Genomic DNA, 16148 nt, shown 5'->3' on the forward strand with positions numbered 1-16148 from the left:
ACCATGTTGACGATAGCCAACCATCAATTTAGTTCTCGCCTGTTCACCGGTACCGGTAAGTTTAGCGATCAGCAAACCATGCTGGCAGCCATCGCTGCGTCTCAATCACAGCTGGTGACCTTGGCAATGAAGCGCATCAATTTACACAGTAAACATGATGATTTATTAGCGCCACTGCAATCAATGGGCGTTCAGTTATTGCCTAATACTGCAGGGGCTCGCAACGCCAAAGAGGCAATATTTGCCGCACATCTTGGCCGTGAAATGTTAGCCACAAACTGGATTAAATTAGAAATACACCCGGATCCTAAATATCTGATGCCCGATCCTGTTGAAACCTTATTGGCTGCTAAGCAACTGTGCGAGCAAGGGTTTATTGTACTGCCTTATGTACACGCCGACCCCGTGTTATGTAGACGCTTAGCAGAGGTAGGTTGTGCCGCAGTGATGCCATTAGGCAGCCCCATTGGTAGTAATCAAGGCCTGGCCAGTGAAGCTTTTTTAAAGATTATTATTGAGCAAGCAACGGTGCCTGTGATTATCGATGCAGGTATTGGGGCACCTTCTCAAGCCTGTCGGGCCATGGAGATGGGGGCCGATGCCGTATTGGTTAATACTGCCATTGCCAGTAGCGCCGAGCCTATCAAAATGGCACGATGCTTTGCTCAAGCCGTTGAAACCGGAAGGTTAGCCTATGAAGCTGGGCTTGGACAGATTAATCGACAGGCTTATGCAACCAGCCCATTAACCGGATTTTTAGGCGGTGGACTATGACCACGTTTGCTGAGCAATTTAAGCAGATATCAATAAGTGATATGTCATTAACAATGAAAAGCTGTACTGCCAGTGATGTCGAGTGGGCGTTACAAAATCCTACCGCTAACTTAAACAGCTTAATGACATTATTATCGCCAGCTGCGATGGCATATTTAGAACCCATGGCTCAACAAGCTGCAGCTATAACGCGACAACGTTTTGGCGCCAATATCGGCTTATATTTACCCCTTTATTTGTCTAACTTATGTGCTAATGAGTGTGATTATTGTGGTTTTAGCATGAGAAATAAACTTAAGCGTAAAACCTTGTCATCATTAGAACTTGAGCAAGAAATCGCCATTATCAAACAACGTGGCTTTAATTCGGTATTGCTGGTTTCTGGTGAACATGAAACCAAAGTCGGCATGAAATATTTTGAGTCAATGTTGCCTCAAGTCAAAGCGGCATTCAGTCAGGTTGCGATGGAGGTGCAACCGCTTAACATATCTGAGTATCAGCGTTTAAGACAATTAGGGCTTGATGCTGTGATGATATATCAAGAAACATACCATCCGCAGACTTATGCAAAACACCACACTCGAGGCAATAAGCAAGACTTCGCTTATCGGCTAACCACACCCGATAGAGTGGCACAAGCAGGGGTTGATAAAATAGGTTTAGGGGTATTATTAGGTTTAGATGATTGGCGAGTAGATGCGTTATTAATGGGCCACCATTTAGCCTATTTAGAAAACACTTACTGGCGCACTCGTTACAGCATTTCTTTACCCCGTTTACGGCCTTGTACTGGCGGGATAATCCCAAAAGTGACTTTGACGGATGCGGGTCTTGTGCAATTGATTTGTGCCTTTAGATTATTTAATCCCCAGTTAGAAATCAGTTTGTCGACCCGTGAATCTCCCAGTTTGCGCGATAATTTACTGCCCTTGGGGATCACTCATTTAAGCGCGGGGAGTTCAACCCAACCTGGCGGTTATCAAAACCCAAGCAGTGAGTTAGACCAATTTGACATTAGCGATGAGCGCTCGGTCGAGCAAGTTGTGACACAACTAAAACATCGTGGCTTCAACCCTTTATGGAAAGATTGGGAGATGGGTTGGATAAGTGACTAATATCAGCGTCGCGCAGCGCCTAAAAACTGTACATTTATGTCGATTTAAGCCATACTAAATTGTCATTTTGGCTAGGAGAGTGCGTAGATAGAGCGTTAATTTAACGCTCGTAGTTAAAGTGCTAGCCTCAAATATCAATATCAAGTTTATAAACGCTATCAGGAGCAAAAATATGCAAGTTCAATCAGCGTATGCATCAGGAATGCAGGGATTGCAAAGTGCACAACAAGGTTTAGCGCAAGCTACCACCGCAGTTGCCACACCTGATCAGCAAAAACCAGCAGTATCAGCGTCAACTCAAGATACGGTTACATTGAGCTCACAAGCGGTAAGTCAAAGCGATCAAACTTCAGCACTCATTGATGCTACGCAGTCGGTTAATCAAGCTCAAGCTTCAACTAAAGTCATTGAAGCTGCTTCAGAAACCGTCGGTAGCTTGATTGATATCGAAGTGTAAATATGTCTTCAGCCATGAGTGCTGTTTCGGTGGGGGGAGCGAGTGTCGCTCCCTATAAGCTTGATACAAGCAAGCATTCTTCCGCTGCCCTCACACAATCTACAGCCTCTTTATCTACTGCCACTTTATCTACAGCATCGGTATCAACAAGCGTTCAAACTTCATCTGCTCAATCTAGTCACTCATCAGTTTCTGCGGTGTTATCTTCATCAACTCATCATGATGCCACAGCAAAAGCAGCTACCCATACCAATGCAGCCGCTACAGCGTTACCGCCATCAATAAACCGTGAAGTAGTACAACCATTGAGCGCGAGTTACAGTCTTAAAAGTGGCCCTAAAACAGTTGCTGCAGTATTACAGCAACCCATTTCAAGTGCGTCAACAGAGCCTGAAACAGCAAGGTCTGTTAGCTCGAACGCTCAAGCAAGCAATGTTAATACCCAGACCGTGCCTTATCCATCCAGCCTTACACAGCAAACTCACACAGCCAGTAATACCGTTCAAACACCGGTTAATATCTTTGCCGCTGAAACCGATAATCCAGCAACGGCAGATAAAGCCAATGCCACCTCGCAAGCTCAAACTGATACTGTTGTGACAACATCAAATTCACAAACTTCATCAGCAGATACCATCACGCAAGGTGAAGATGACGTTGCTGAACAACATGCACAACAGCAAGAAATCAATAAACAGATTGAACAAAAGCAGCAACAAATAGAACTCGCAGAAGCTGCACAGATAGCAGAGCTTGCTAAGCGTGATGTTGAGGTTAAAACCCACGAACAAGCCCATGCCGCGGTGGGGGGGAGTTTGGCACAAAGTCCAACTTACGAATATGAAAAGGGGCCAGATGGTCGTCGATATGCTGTTGATGGTGAAGTCAGTATTGATGTGTCAACGATTGCAGGCGATCCACAAGCGACATTAAATAAAATGCAAAAAGTTTATGCTGCGGCAATGGCACCCGTTCAGCCATCAATGGCAGATATTAGGGTCGCGGCGCAGGCGTTACAAAATATTAGCGAAGCCAAACAAGCATTAGTTGTCGAGCGTCAGCAGTCGGTCATGACTTCGGAAGAAAGCCAAAAAATAATCGAACTAGGTGATGTTTTTGCCGACCCCGATGCGGTGGACCCTTTAGCCCCGTTCATGAATAAAACCACTGAAACGTCAAGTGTAATAGATAACCTTACCAGCAATATAACCAATGAAACGGCAATTGAGTTAACTCAAGTGACCTCGTCGCAGTCAACCCTTACGGCCAATGCTCAAGCAGATGTTGTAAGTCCTTCACAAACAGATTTATCGGACACTCGTCATTCTGAATTAGCTGCGCAGTCTAATAAGGCTCGCCAGCATAGTAGTTATCAAAATACGATAGCCGTCAATGATCAGCACACTTCTTACACTAACATTGCTTTCTACGTCTAGGTTTTTTAGTTCTCATCATTACATCCATGTTATCTCATGTTAATAGCGCTATGATCTAGTCACTATAAACCTAGATTTTACTTTCATTGTGTTGCTGTAAAATCAAACTCTCTAATAGCTTAGATGCCGGTCCTTGATTATCCCGATCAGGAACCAGTAAGTTCATGATGATTTTTCGCTGTGAGCTGCCACGTAAACGTAGGCGGATTAATTGTTTGCTGGCTAGTTCTTGTTGTACAACAAAGTTGGGGATCCAACAAAAGCCAATATTACTGGCTAAAATGGTTTTTGCTTCGTAAAAATTAGACACTGTCCATCGTTGCTCTGCTTTTAGCCAGCCAATATCGTTTGCTGTATTGGTTGCTGTATCTTTAATCACAATTTGCAAGTGTTGAGCCAATTGCTTGTCATCCTCTATGTAACCTACTTGTGCAAGCGGATGATCGGGATGACACACTAGTTCAAATTTGGCTTCACAGAGCGGCTCGCTTATATGGCCTTTAGGAGGGGTGGTACAAATAGCGATATCGGCTTGTTTGTTATTAATTAACTCATGGGTTCCGGTGATCACCGAATCAATAATAGTAACTCGTGTGCCACGACTTTGCGGCAAAAATGCTTTAAGAGCTTGTACCAGCGTTTCCATTGGGTAGATAAGTTCACGGGCAATGGTTAAGTTGGGCTCCCATCCTTGACCTAAATTACTGGCAAGTTGCTCTAGTTCATCCACGGATTGGGTTAAGTGACGAGATCGACGTAATAAGACTTCACCTTGTTCGGTTAAATATGCTTTACGACCTTTCACTTCAAGTAAATTAATGCCAAGTTGATGCTGTAATTTAGCCACTGCATGATTAAGTGAAGATTGGCTCTTACTGAGCTTTTCAGCGGCTTGGGCGTAACCGCCAAAATCAACCACCGCTTGCACTATACGCCATTGTTCTAACGTTGATTTTGCTCGGCTCATGCTTAGTTCCAAATCTAATGTTTAAAATGCTTATTTTGGCATATAAAAAAGGCAAATGCAGTGCATTTGCCTTTGCTCAGTCACTGTGACTAATACGGTTCACCAATGTGGATAAGCCAATAACTGTAGTGACCAATCATCGCTTATGAGAACAAGATTATTTTAGTGCGTTATTGATTTACCTTGTGTCGGTTTGGGTGTCACTAACTTGGGCAAATGTTTTTTGGTGCTTGAAATATTATTAAGGTAGGGCCCTTGATGTAAGGTTTCAGGCCAATCTAATAGCATCATCGCCAGTACGTTTCTGTGCTCTCCCGAAGATAAGATTGCATCGCCATGTGGTGATGGGATCATGTTCACTTTCGGGTCGTACGCTGCGATGACATGTTGTTTTACCTTGTTTACAACAGGGTTGTTTGGGTTGCCTGTAATTAAAAAGCCAATGCCCACTTCGGTAATAATGTCTTCTGTGGTGTCAGTTAAAATACGATCGATGTTTTTTTCAAAATAATCCAAAATCCATTGGTATTCTTTGGGGTCAACAGGATACTGGTAGTATTCACTGGCAGCAAAAATAAAATGTGTCATGCCATATATTTTATTTTTGTATTGGCTTTTGCTCAGTTGAGCGTCTTGATCATTTGGGTAAGTCGCTATAAAAGCTTCTTTATAGACGTCATAATAGTCGCCCACGCCAATTTGCTTAGCCCAAAACACATAGTTAATTAATTGTGCCGCCCACGCTTTGATCATCTGCTTGTCTGTTAACGCTGGGGTTAAATCAGCCTTCTTTAACGTAGTGATCAATAAATCATGGCACGGTCCGGTAAAACCAAACTCATCAATACGGCTGGCATAACGCAATAATACGTTGCTGTACAACATAAACTCAGGGTAGGGCGCGATGGCTAATTTGCGTGCATCACCACGGATCCCAGGTTTGAGTTTATTCACTTCAATTTGCGATTCTGTTTTGATAAAACCGGGCCTGTCTAAATTACATGCATAGTAAGCTTGGCGCTCTGCAATGGTGAGTAAGTCAATTAACGAGCCGTTGGCGTACTTGTTTTCACCTGTCATACGATATTGACGGATGGCATAGTGCCCTTGAACCCGAGGTGGCAGTGAATACAGGTTAGTTTCTAATGTGGTTTTGATACCCTGGTAAACTTGTTCAGCGGTTAACTGATGAGCAATGTCTTCTGTTGGCTGTTTTGCCAGCGCCACACTACTTAATAAACTAGCTGATAAAAATAAGTACGAGAGTGTTTTACTCTTGCAACGTTCCAGCATGTTTAAATCTCCAAATAAGTGAATGTGGGTCAATTGGCGCGCCAATAAGCTGCTCAAGTTGATCGTGTATGGGTAAATAGGCTTCATTAATCACTAACAAATCAAAAACTGCTAGGTTTGACAGTCGGTCATTGCCTTGTTGGGTAATCAGTTGCATTAATGCCTGTTGCCACAATGGAAGATAATCGCTAATCCCTTGATTAGCAATAGCTTGATAACTATATATTACATCTGTTGCCTGCGGCCAAGGTTGACCAAAACTGTTGGCAAATTCGGCAGATAATCTAGCATTCAGATTTAGCCATTCTGCATCATCAATTTCGCCTGTAAATTGGTAAAAACTTAACGCCACTTTTGCTCTAAAGGCATGCATTTGCGTTTGATATTGCAATGCTAATTGTTCACGAGTAGACATAGGTGCAAAGTGTTGAGTGGAGCGTAAAAAATGACTTAACCACAAGTTGGCTATGGCATGCTGTTGACGGTTTTGGGTCTTATTGGCAAGTAAGTAATATTGACTGCCTTGTGCTAGCGAGACGATGGCCTGGCTTAACGCTTCAATCAATTTTTGTTGTTGTTTTTGGCTATTTAAGGTTTTAGGGTATGTGATTGAATATTGGCCAAACTGATGGCCGATAACCGATTGTTTTATCAGCTGGGCATTGATCCTCTTAGACAATGCATCTTGTGCAAGTGGATATGTATACAGTTCTCCAAGTAACCTTTGTTTATGCCAAAGTCGAATAATATTAATGGTAGGCGCGTCATCGGCTGATTGTTTATTAGTTTGTTGTTCCGCTGTAGTCTTGTCTGCTAGCAGTTCAAAACGTAGCCCAAGTGGGGCAAGTTTACTGAGTAATTGCAGTAAATAGGCTTGGGCAGAAACCGCCTCTATTGCTTCTGGTTTTGCTGTTTGCGATAGGGCGCGCGCAATATTCCAAGGGGCAATATCAAGTTGTTCGGTTTGGTCGTTTAAAAACTGAGAAAGTAAGTCAGCATTAAGTCCATGTGTTGCCAATACATATTCAGCAGTATTTTGGTAACCTAGGGTTAATGCTCGTTGTTGCTGTAATTGCTGAATATAGGAAATCGCAGATTTTATTTTATGTTTGGCACGCGTTTGATAAGCAAACCAAGCTTGTTTACGGCAGTTTTCATTACTTTGCTTAATTAGGTATTGAGCAATGTGAATATCGATATTGTTTGTATCTGTTTGCGGTGTGGCTTGCGGCAATACACATTGTTCATCATTGAATTGCATTTGTAACTGACGCTGTGACAATGCTTGGTTTACCGAAGCCTGAGCACTATGCAGTTTGGATTTTTGCTCGATATCCCATTGGTTTTGTTTGACGGTTAACAGCCGTTCACTTAATTGTTTGTAAGGAGCTGGTTCGGTCTGTAATACATCGATAAGTGCTAGGGTTTGTGTTGCTTGAGTGAGCATATATAGCTCATCAGCAAGGTGCAATTGACACCACAGTAAGCCTTGTTTACTTAGGCTGTCAGTGGCAAAAGGACGGTAGTATTGTATCCGATCATTGATGTTGTTTAATGCGAGCGTGTTTTTTTCAAACTCAACAGCTTGGTGAGCAGGAGATAAGCTAGCATTCTGCGACAAAGGCGTGAGTTTTGGTTGATATTGAAGGCACTGCTCTACAAACAGTGCCAACGGATTTGCCACAGCATTTGCTGTGGCAAACAAACTAAAACTTAGGATTACTAGAGAAATGCTTTTTAGCATAAGCCACACGTTCTTCAACTGACATCGCAGGGCCTTTCATAGCTTCAACGTGTTTGAGTCGAGGTAAAATGCCTCTACCGTTAGCTATTTGAATGGTTAACCCTGGGCGGGCGTTCAATTCAAGCAATAATGGTCCTTTGTTTTTGTCCAATACCATGTCGGTTCCAAGGTATCCCAGTTCACACATCTCATACGCACTAGATGCTGTATGTAATAAGGTTTCCCAATGTGGCACTGTCATATTATTCAATGGAAAATGAGTGTCTGGGTGTTTATCAACTGGCAAGTCAAACTGCACCGCATGTAAACTTTTACCGGTAGCAATGTCTAGACCTACGCCCACAGCACCCTGGTGCAAGTTGGCTTTACCGTCAGACGCCGCCGTTGATAAACGCAACATCCCCATGACAGGGAAGCCCTTAAATACAATTAAGCGAATGTCTGGAACGCCTTCATAGCTGAAGCCTTCAAATACTGGGTCGAACTCAATTAACCCTTCAACAATCGCTACGTCAGGCTTGCCCCCCAGAGAAAATAATCCACTGAGTATGTTCGATACATGTCGGTAAATTTCATTCTGAGTGACTTCATGACCATTTGGCTTGTAATAACAGCCATTGTTCACTTTAGTGATCACCATGATACCTTTACCGCCAGAACCTTTGGCTGGCTTGATAACAAAACCAGTACGGTCACTGACCATGGCTGGAATTTCTTGAATTTTATGTTGTTCGTGGACAACACCAATCAGGTCAGGAACCGCAATGTTATTAGCAAGTGCAAGCTGCTTAGTGATCAACTTATCATCAACGCGTTTATAAAATTTACGCTGATTATAACGACCAATATAGCTAATATTGCGCCTGTTCATATTCAGTACACCGCTACGGCTCAATTCCCAAGGCCAGGCGTACTTCATTATTTATCTCCAACCAATGGTTTAAAGCGCTTTAACTCAGTTAGGCGATAGCCTGTGTATTGACCCATCACTAATACCAGCGCCAAAATCACTAAGTGAATACCTAAAAAGTTAAACACCCAATGTTGTACTAATTGGTTATCCATTGCTAAGTAGGCAAGGGTGGCGACAAATAAACTGCCACCGCCTGAAACGAATACCTTTTTAGGGCCTTCTTCTTCCCACAGGATAGACATACGCTCGATGGTCCAGGCAAGAATGATCATCGGGAAGAATGTAATGGTTAATCCTTCACTTAAGCCTAACTTGAATGAAATCAGCGTGAATAAACCAATGATAAATATCACCACAATAATGACCGCGGATATTCGGGATATGAGCAGTAGATTAAGGGTGGACAGATAGGAACGGATCATTAAGCCAAATGCCACGATTAACAAGAAACCAATTAAGCCAGTCAGCAAGGTTGTTTGAATAAAGGCTAAGGCGATTAACACAGGCATAAAGGTACCAGAGGTTTTAATGCCGACGATGACGCGCAAAAATACCACCACTAAAACCCCAATAGGGATCAGCAAAATACCTTTAAACAAACTTTGCTCTTCAAGCGGTAATTGATAAAGCGAGAAGTCTAATGCATCGTCATTCATCATCATGTCAATTGAGGTGGCCAATGCTGAACGGGTATCTTGCAACATTGAAAAATTGACTTGAGAATTAATTCCGCCCATTACATCTAATACAGAATGGCCAGAGTATTCCCATAATACTAAGGTGTTATCACGACCTTTTTTGTTGTTTGGTATATCAAATAATACCCATTCGCCGTTGTTATAAACCTGCACATACGAGGTTAATTGTTGGCGGCGACGTTGATCCTCTAGCTGTAAACCATTGACGATACGAGCTGGAACACCTTTAGAGTGCAGCATTTGCACAAACAAGTTTGTTGAGGTATTGGCCGACAGTAATAATGCCATATTCTGGCTTTGTTCACTGTCGTTGATAAGGTTCATCAATTGCTGTGCAAATGATAAATTAGTCGCACTACGACCCCAAACATCTTCAATAACTTGATCTGCTGCTGATTTTTCGGTCGCTGGCCACAAATATGGCTCAGGTACCATCGGTGTTCCAGTAGCCTGGATATCAAGCTTACCGGTAGGTACTAAGGTCACGCGGTAATATAACGCTTGTGGACCAGAAGCTTCACGAATTGACCATATTGCCCGGCGGTTTGAGACATCGTTTGAAATGCTTAACCCGTAACCTGGTGATGTGGCGTTTTCGACAAGCACGTCAAATGCAGGGTCATTAGGTAAAGAAAAGTTCACTTCAGCAGGTTGATTACTGCCCACAAAACTCACTTTTGCATCTACAGCCCAGCTTTGAACTTGCTCACCCGGTAGAAAGGGAACATTGTGTTCAATCCCACGATAAATACTCGTGCTGATGCCGATGATAAAGAGCAGTGCAACAAAAATGTAAAACGGTTTACGAGAATGCATTACTGATCCTACTTATTTAAGGTTGTGATTTGTTTTTTTGCTTTACCGTGGATATAGATTTGGCCTACATCAACAATTGCAATATCTTTCATAAACTTGCGGCCAAGTAGTAACGGATAATCTAGGTGACTACGGTCTACGAGGTTTAAATCGGTTTCGGCTGAATATTTACCTATTTTTAAATGTGCATGAATAACAGGGCGACGATCATCATCTGAGTCGACGTCTTGTTTAATTCTCACAAATTTAACGACTTTTGTTTCAAAGGTGTTTGCGGGTTGATCAATGCCATTAGACATCACGTCATAGCGCACCCATTGCACACCGTCACGTTCAAATAATACAATATTACGTGCATCAAGTGATGATGATTCTGCACCGGTATCAATACGGGTTGCAAACATAGCTTTGACTTCATCAACAAAGACACTTTCCACTTCGCCTAATAAAAACTTTTCACCTATCATCGCTTCTGGGCATTGCTCCGGTACGGCGACAGGTTTTGGCATTGGAGGAGGCGGCATTACAATGGTTTTAGGTCTTTCAGCCATGGCAGTGCTGACTTGGTTTTTTAATTTTCTCATTTCAGCCGATAATGCGCTAATTTCGGCAGTCTGATCAATACAGCTACTATTTATCGCGTCAATTACTGCTGTTTGTGTATTAAGCAAACTGCTATTCAAGTCAGCATTCGTTAGCGGAGGTGTGGTTGGTTTTTCTGTAGTGGTACAACCTACTAATAAAGCCGTCGCAATGGATAGAGCAATTACCTGCTTTAACATGTCAATTCCTGTTGAATAGTATTCGTTAAACTAAATCGTGATTCGGTTGGTTCTTGGTAGCAATGATGATGGCCCGTTTAGGTGCGGGGTAACCTTCTACCGTTAAGGTTGCATCATTTGGATCGAGATAATCGACTAGTGATTCATTTTTCATCCAGTTTGTACTACGTTGCTCTGCAAGTGAAGTAGTATCGATATCAACACAGCGTATATCGGTAAACTCACATTTTTTTAACCATAACATCAGTGCGGCCACAGACGGTATAAACCACACATTGTTCATTTTTCCGTAACGATCTTGTGGCACTAACACTGCGTTTTCGTCACCATCTATCACTAAGGTTTCAAGCACCAACTCACCGCCCATACGCAGTTGATCGCGTAATTGCAGCAAATGGTCTATCGGTGAACGACGGTGGTACAACACCCCCATCGAAAAAACCGTATCAAATGCATCAAGAGGGGGTAACTCTTGAATACCTAAAGGCAACAAATGTATTGGGTGTTGATTGCCCGCGAGTCGTTTTATTGCTTCAAACTGGCATAAGAATAATGGCGATGGGTCAACTCCCACAACGCGAGAAGCGCCTTCACCTAACATTCGCCACATATGGTAGCCACTACCACAACCCACATCCAATACAGTGCGGTTTTGTAATGCAGAAATATGGCCTTTTACTCTATCCCATTTCCAGTCGCTGCGCCATTCGGTATCAATTTCAATACCATGGACAGTAAATGGGCCTTTACGCCAGGGTTGAAACATGCCGAGCAAATTAGTGAGCTTTTCTACCTGACCGGGTGTTAATTGATCACCACTGCCAATATCGACACTTGAAGTCAACTCTATAGTATCGGGTTGGGGGTAATTGAACTTATTGAGGACCTTTTCCCATTTTGGTAAGTTGCCGTGTTTATGGTCTCGTTGCCATTGACCTAAAATAGAAGGTAATGTTTCTAACCAGTGTTGCAGGTTAGAGTCGGCAATGTCTTTATAAAAAGAACTAAAACTTATCATTTAATCGCTACCATAGATGCAAAATTAAAGCATTGGAACCACACCGAGAAGTGTGAAAAACCATTATCATTCAAACGTTGTTGGTGAATCGTTAGGCTGTCTGGACGCATCACGTTTTCAAGTGCACTGCGTTTTTGGCTGATTTCGAGTTCACTGTAACCATTGGCGCGTTTAAAATCTAAATGCTGCTCATCTAATAGGGTTTGAATTTGAGTGTCTTCAAAAAAAAGCTTTTCAGAAATGACCAATACACCGCCAGGCAACAAACCTTCGTAAATACGTTTAATTAACGCATTACGATCGTTTACCGGCAAAAATTGTAAGGTAAAATTAAGTACAACCATTGAGGCGTTCTCAATGTTGATGTCTCTTATATCGGCACACAATAAGTTTACTTGGGTATCACTAACATAAGCCGTCAAATTCTCTTTGCAGCGGTCAATCATTGATTGACTATTATCAATAGCAAAAATTTGGCAATCGCGTCCTTCTATTTGACGTCGAATACTTAATGTTGCTGAACCTAAAGAGCTGCCAAGGTCATAAACATTACTGTTGGGAGTGACAAAGCGGTGAGCAAAATCACCCAGTGTATTGATAATTTGCGCGTAACCTGGGACAGAACGACGGATCATGTCATTAAATACGCCCGCAACACGTTGATCAAATTGAAAATCCGTTATTTGATCTGCGGCGTGTGCGTAAATCTTATCTTGTTGAGAGTTCATGAGCTGTAATGTGGGAAAAATTCAGCATGTATTTTAGCTAATCATGGTGAAGTGCAGCAAGTATCCTACTGGTAATTTGTGTGTTTTTTTTAAAATAGTTCGCCATAGTGTTAATACTATTGGTTCAGCATGGGTTTTATTGTAGTTAACATTAACATTAACAATAATTAATCATTGTTGTATGTTTTAGCGTTAATTAGCCGTAAATAAGGTGAATGATGAGCGATTTTTTCGTTTAAAAAACAACCGTGAAAAGTTAAAAAATTAATAAAATGTGCATTCACTTTGTCTAAATAATGATATTATTTGCGACAATGCTACAAACTAATAACAAATTGCTTATACAGTAGCGTAAAACGGGCATTCACCACTTTAAAATACGGTTAAAACAAGTCAAAATAGCAAGTTAACATGCGGTAAAACGCAATAACGATATAAAGTGATGTAACCATCAAAATAAAAGTATTAGGGAAAAAACTTGAAATTGATACCTTGGGCGCTGGCATTGTTTATGTGGATGCTAATTTTGCCCGCATACGGCTTTCATCACGATGATAATACCTCAGAACAGCCGACGCCATTAATCATCGTTATGGGTGAAGATACATATCCGTTTGAATATTTGGATGATAAAGGAAATCCAGCGGGTATTTTAGTGGATTTATGGCGTGAGTGGTCAACCGTCAGCGACACTAAAATTCGCTTTGTAACTCGTCATTGGCAGCAATCATTAGATCAACTCGAGCAACATAATGCCGATGTTCATATTGGTATGGCGATAACTGAAGCTCGTGCTAAAAAATTCGATTTTGCTATGCCATTTACGTCATTAAATACTTACCTCTACGTTCACAAATCACTGAATAGTAAAAAACAGATCCACGATTTAATTCCGTATCAGATAGGCATTGTTGATGGTTCTTCTCATGAAGCAATGCTGAGTGCAATAGAACCTCGCTTAAGTTTTAAACGCTTTACAAACAGAGAGCAATTACTGCAAGCGGCGGCGAAAGACGAGCTGCTTGTGTTTGCTGGGATTGAAGGATATCAACGTAACCTTGCATTAGAGCAAGATATTGCCGCTAATTTTTACAGTTCTTCGCGTATTCTCATCAAAAAAGTCCAGTTAGTTCCTGCCGTGGTAAAAGGTAATCAAGCCTTGGTTGATAAAATTAACCATGGTTTTGGATTAATTTCGCCGCAAACCATTAAACATATCGAGCGCCATTGGTTGGGATATCACAAACAAACATCTGGGATCATTATAGCAATGCAGGCCGGTGTTGAACCCTTTGCCGATCTCGGTGTCGACGGTTTACCTACAGGGATGCTGGTTGATTTATGGCGATTGTGGTCGAAAAAAACCGGCATTAATATCGACTTTGCCACCGGAGACATGAACAGCACGATTGATGATGTAAAACGTGGTGTTGCCGATGTGCATATTGGCTATCCTGAAAGCCAAGAAATGCGCAGCGGGTTAACACAGGCTTGGCATATCACATCGGTGAAAAGCCGTTACTTTAGTGCTAAAGAAAATACTAAAGATCTTCAGAGCAGTGCAATTCGGGTTGGGGTATTTCCTACTGCCCCTTATATCACCCAAGTTCAATCTGCGTTTCCCCAAGCACAATTGCGTTTTTACCACACGTTAGGTGAGATGGTTAAAGCGGCACATAATGACGAAATTAGTGGTTTTATTTCTTCTGCTGCAATGACATCGCATTATCTATTGGCCAATAAACTTTGGGCTGAATTTCGACAATATTCCGATATTGAGTTTACGACTGATATGTATGCATTAACGCGTATCGACGACAGTGGCCTTGCGGACCGTATTCAAGCAGGTTTTAACTTGATTTCGGTAGAAGAGCAAATTCAAATTGAACGTAAATGGTTGATTAACCCTGACGATCGCTTCTTTACGGGCAGTGACAGTAAAATAAAATTAACCACCCAGCAAAAGCAATATATCAGTAGTTTAGGTGCAATTAAGATGGGCTACCTTAAAAATTGGGCGCCGATGGAGTTTCAAGGTAAAAATGGCCAGTTTTTAGGGGTTAATGCTGATATTAAAAATCTACTCGTTAAGCAGTTAAACCTGACGATTATTCCTGTGGCTTATGATGATTTTGGTAAAATGGTCAATGATCTTATTAAAGGGGAGATTCATCTGGTGGCCAGTATGGCGCAAAGCAATGAACGCGAAAACTCCTTGGCTTTTTCGGCGGCTTATTGGCCCTCACCATGGGCAATTGTGACCTCGTTAACTCAACCCCCCATCTTTAATATTTCACAGGTTGTCGGTAAGCGACTGGCGGTGGTAGATGGTTACCACATTATTGACCAATTAAGGCAGCAATACCCCGGTATTGATTTGGTGATAGTTGCTGATACTGAACAGGGTATCAACGCTGTGATTAATGGTCGGGCGGATATGTTTGTTGATCAAGTTGCAACATTAGCGACAACGCTAAAAAGTGGCCAATATCCGAGTCTAAAAATGTCGCTGGTGGCTGAGTTAACCGAGCAGCATAGCCGTATAGGACTGTTCCCAGGAGTGAAAGACTTAGTGCCGTTAATCGACAGAGTCATAGCGACAATCGATGAAACCGAGCAACAAAACATGTACCAAAAGTGGGTTTCATTAGACATTAACAGTGATACTTTGCGGTACCAACGCTGGTTACAAATATTGATTGTTAGTTTGCTTGTACTGTCATTTATCGCATTGATGATATATATGTCAAATCGTCGTTTGAATGTTGAAATACAAAAGCGAATTAAAGCTGAAGAAAACCTCAAATTTATGGCAAATCACGACAATGTGACTGGCTTACCCAACCGCAGTTTACTTGACGACAGATTAAATCAAGCTGTCATGACTCATCAACGAGACAAATCTCGTTTTGCGGTATTGTTTGTCGACCTTGATGGCTTTAAAGCAGTTAATGATATGTACGGGCATCATATTGGTGATAGATTATTACATCGGGTGGGGTTAATGCTGTCAAAGAGTGTGCGTGAATCAGACACGGTAGCCCGATTTGGCGGTGATGAGTTTGTATTATTACTTCAACATATCGACAGCAAAGAAAATACTCGTCAAGTTGCCGATAATATATTACTGGCATTAAAAAGAATTACCGTGATTGACGGTCACCAGGTGAATATTTCAGCCAGTATCGGTATTGCCTTGTTTATTGAAGATGCCGATACCCCAGCAACATTACTTAAAACAGCTGATCAATTAATGTATCAAGCCAAAAAGATTGGCGGTCATCAATTTAAAATGAATTAATGCTTGTAGATTTTTCCGTCAATCAACCATGTTTATCAACTGCAACTATGGTTAATTGATGCAAACTAACTGATACTGCAATGCATAAGTGCGAGTCACGGTATAT

General features: G+C 41.9%; 13 protein-coding genes. 5 read left to right on the forward strand and 8 right to left on the reverse strand.

Annotated elements, in window-relative coordinates; all coding sequences use genetic code 11:
- Positions 1 to 3 precede the first annotated feature (3 nt).
- The 4 genes from IEY42_RS03395 to IEY42_RS03410 all read left to right on the forward strand — a co-directional run bounded on the left by IEY42_RS03395 (position 4) and on the right by IEY42_RS03410 (position 3782).
- Positions 4 to 774 (forward strand): thiazole synthase, encoded by a 771-nt coding sequence (locus tag IEY42_RS03395; RefSeq protein WP_188923945.1) that lies wholly within the window; start codon positions 4 to 6, stop codon positions 772 to 774.
- Complete coding sequence (gene thiH, locus IEY42_RS03400) at positions 771 to 1889, forward strand: 2-iminoacetate synthase ThiH (RefSeq protein WP_188923946.1); 1119 nt, start codon at positions 771 to 773, stop codon at positions 1887 to 1889. The genes IEY42_RS03395 and thiH overlap by 4 nt, the downstream gene beginning before the upstream one ends.
- A gap of 172 nt (positions 1890 to 2061) precedes the next feature.
- Positions 2062 to 2346 (forward strand): chemotaxis protein, encoded by a 285-nt coding sequence (locus IEY42_RS03405; protein ID WP_188923947.1) that lies wholly within the window; start codon positions 2062 to 2064, stop codon positions 2344 to 2346.
- 2 nt (positions 2347 to 2348) lie between these two features.
- Positions 2349 to 3782, forward strand: coding sequence for a putative metalloprotease CJM1_0395 family protein (locus IEY42_RS03410; RefSeq protein ID WP_188923948.1), 1434 nt, complete (start codon positions 2349 to 2351; stop codon positions 3780 to 3782).
- A 70-nt stretch (positions 3783 to 3852) separates the two neighbouring features.
- Here IEY42_RS03410 and IEY42_RS03415 read toward each other — a convergent pair whose 3' ends face one another.
- The 8 genes from IEY42_RS03415 to cmoA all read right to left on the reverse strand — a co-directional run bounded on the left by IEY42_RS03415 (position 3853) and on the right by cmoA (position 12741).
- Positions 3853 to 4749 carry a LysR family transcriptional regulator gene (locus tag IEY42_RS03415; RefSeq protein ID WP_188923949.1) on the reverse strand — a complete coding sequence of 299 codons (897 nt, stop codon included), beginning with the start codon at positions 4747 to 4749 and terminating at the stop codon, positions 3853 to 3855.
- 162 nt (positions 4750 to 4911) lie between these two features.
- Complete coding sequence (locus tag IEY42_RS03420) at positions 4912 to 6042, reverse strand: DUF3541 domain-containing protein (RefSeq protein WP_188923950.1); 1131 nt, start codon at positions 6040 to 6042, stop codon at positions 4912 to 4914.
- Positions 6020 to 7786: a hypothetical protein gene (locus tag IEY42_RS03425; protein WP_188923951.1), complete on the reverse strand. Its 1767-nt coding sequence runs from the start codon at positions 7784 to 7786 to the stop codon at positions 6020 to 6022. The genes IEY42_RS03420 and IEY42_RS03425 overlap by 23 nt, the downstream gene beginning before the upstream one ends.
- Positions 7749 to 8705: an alpha-L-glutamate ligase-like protein gene (locus IEY42_RS03430; RefSeq protein WP_188923952.1), complete on the reverse strand. Its 957-nt coding sequence runs from the start codon at positions 8703 to 8705 to the stop codon at positions 7749 to 7751. The genes IEY42_RS03425 and IEY42_RS03430 overlap by 38 nt, the downstream gene beginning before the upstream one ends.
- Positions 8705 to 10213 carry a UUP1 family membrane protein gene (locus IEY42_RS03435; protein ID WP_188923953.1) on the reverse strand — a complete coding sequence of 503 codons (1509 nt, stop codon included), beginning with the start codon at positions 10211 to 10213 and terminating at the stop codon, positions 8705 to 8707. Before IEY42_RS03435 ends, IEY42_RS03430 begins: the two co-directional genes overlap by 1 nt.
- An 8-nt stretch (positions 10214 to 10221) precedes the next feature.
- Positions 10222 to 10995, reverse strand: a complete 774-nt coding sequence (locus tag IEY42_RS03440; protein ID WP_188923954.1) for an ATP-dependent zinc protease family protein — start codon at positions 10993 to 10995, stop codon at positions 10222 to 10224.
- A gap of 25 nt (positions 10996 to 11020) precedes the next feature.
- The gene (gene cmoB / locus IEY42_RS03445) at positions 11021 to 12013 is read right to left on the reverse strand and encodes a tRNA 5-methoxyuridine(34)/uridine 5-oxyacetic acid(34) synthase CmoB (RefSeq protein WP_188923955.1); all 993 of its coding nucleotides are present in this window, start codon (positions 12011 to 12013) and stop codon (positions 11021 to 11023) included.
- Positions 12010 to 12741 (reverse strand): carboxy-S-adenosyl-L-methionine synthase CmoA, encoded by a 732-nt coding sequence (cmoA, locus tag IEY42_RS03450; protein ID WP_188923956.1) that lies wholly within the window; start codon positions 12739 to 12741, stop codon positions 12010 to 12012. The genes cmoB and cmoA overlap by 4 nt, the downstream gene beginning before the upstream one ends.
- 478 nt (positions 12742 to 13219) lie before the next feature.
- Between cmoA and IEY42_RS03455 the strand changes: the two genes are divergently transcribed.
- A complete protein-coding gene (locus tag IEY42_RS03455) occupies positions 13220 to 16042 on the forward strand; it encodes a transporter substrate-binding domain-containing protein (protein ID WP_229779896.1) in 2823 nt (940 codons plus the stop codon).
- The last annotated feature ends 106 nt before the right edge of the window (positions 16043 to 16148 follow it).

It is taken from the genome of Shewanella algicola (assembly GCF_014648035.1).
GTDB lineage: Bacteria > Pseudomonadota > Gammaproteobacteria > Enterobacterales > Shewanellaceae > Shewanella > Shewanella algicola.

Coding starts and splice junctions, on each gene's coding strand:
- IEY42_RS03425 (WP_188923951.1), bottom strand. CDS start 7,786: ATGCTAAAAAGCATTTCTCTAGTAATCCTAAGTTTTAGTTTGTTTGCC.
- IEY42_RS03405 (WP_188923947.1), top strand. CDS start 2,062: ATGCAAGTTCAATCAGCGTATGCATCAGGAATGCAGGGATTGCAAAGT.
- IEY42_RS03430 (WP_188923952.1), bottom strand. CDS start 8,705: ATGAAGTACGCCTGGCCTTGGGAATTGAGCCGTAGCGGTGTACTGAAT.
- IEY42_RS03395 (WP_188923945.1), top strand. CDS start 4: ATGTTGACGATAGCCAACCATCAATTTAGTTCTCGCCTGTTCACCGGT.
- cmoB (WP_188923955.1), bottom strand. CDS start 12,013: ATGATAAGTTTTAGTTCTTTTTATAAAGACATTGCCGACTCTAACCTG.
- thiH (WP_188923946.1), top strand. CDS start 771: ATGACCACGTTTGCTGAGCAATTTAAGCAGATATCAATAAGTGATATG.
- IEY42_RS03435 (WP_188923953.1), bottom strand. CDS start 10,213: ATGCATTCTCGTAAACCGTTTTACATTTTTGTTGCACTGCTCTTTATC.
- cmoA (WP_188923956.1), bottom strand. CDS start 12,741: ATGAACTCTCAACAAGATAAGATTTACGCACACGCCGCAGATCAAATA.
- IEY42_RS03440 (WP_188923954.1), bottom strand. CDS start 10,995: ATGTTAAAGCAGGTAATTGCTCTATCCATTGCGACGGCTTTATTAGTA.
- IEY42_RS03420 (WP_188923950.1), bottom strand. CDS start 6,042: ATGCTGGAACGTTGCAAGAGTAAAACACTCTCGTACTTATTTTTATCA.
- IEY42_RS03415 (WP_188923949.1), bottom strand. CDS start 4,749: ATGAGCCGAGCAAAATCAACGTTAGAACAATGGCGTATAGTGCAAGCG.
- IEY42_RS03410 (WP_188923948.1), top strand. CDS start 2,349: ATGTCTTCAGCCATGAGTGCTGTTTCGGTGGGGGGAGCGAGTGTCGCT.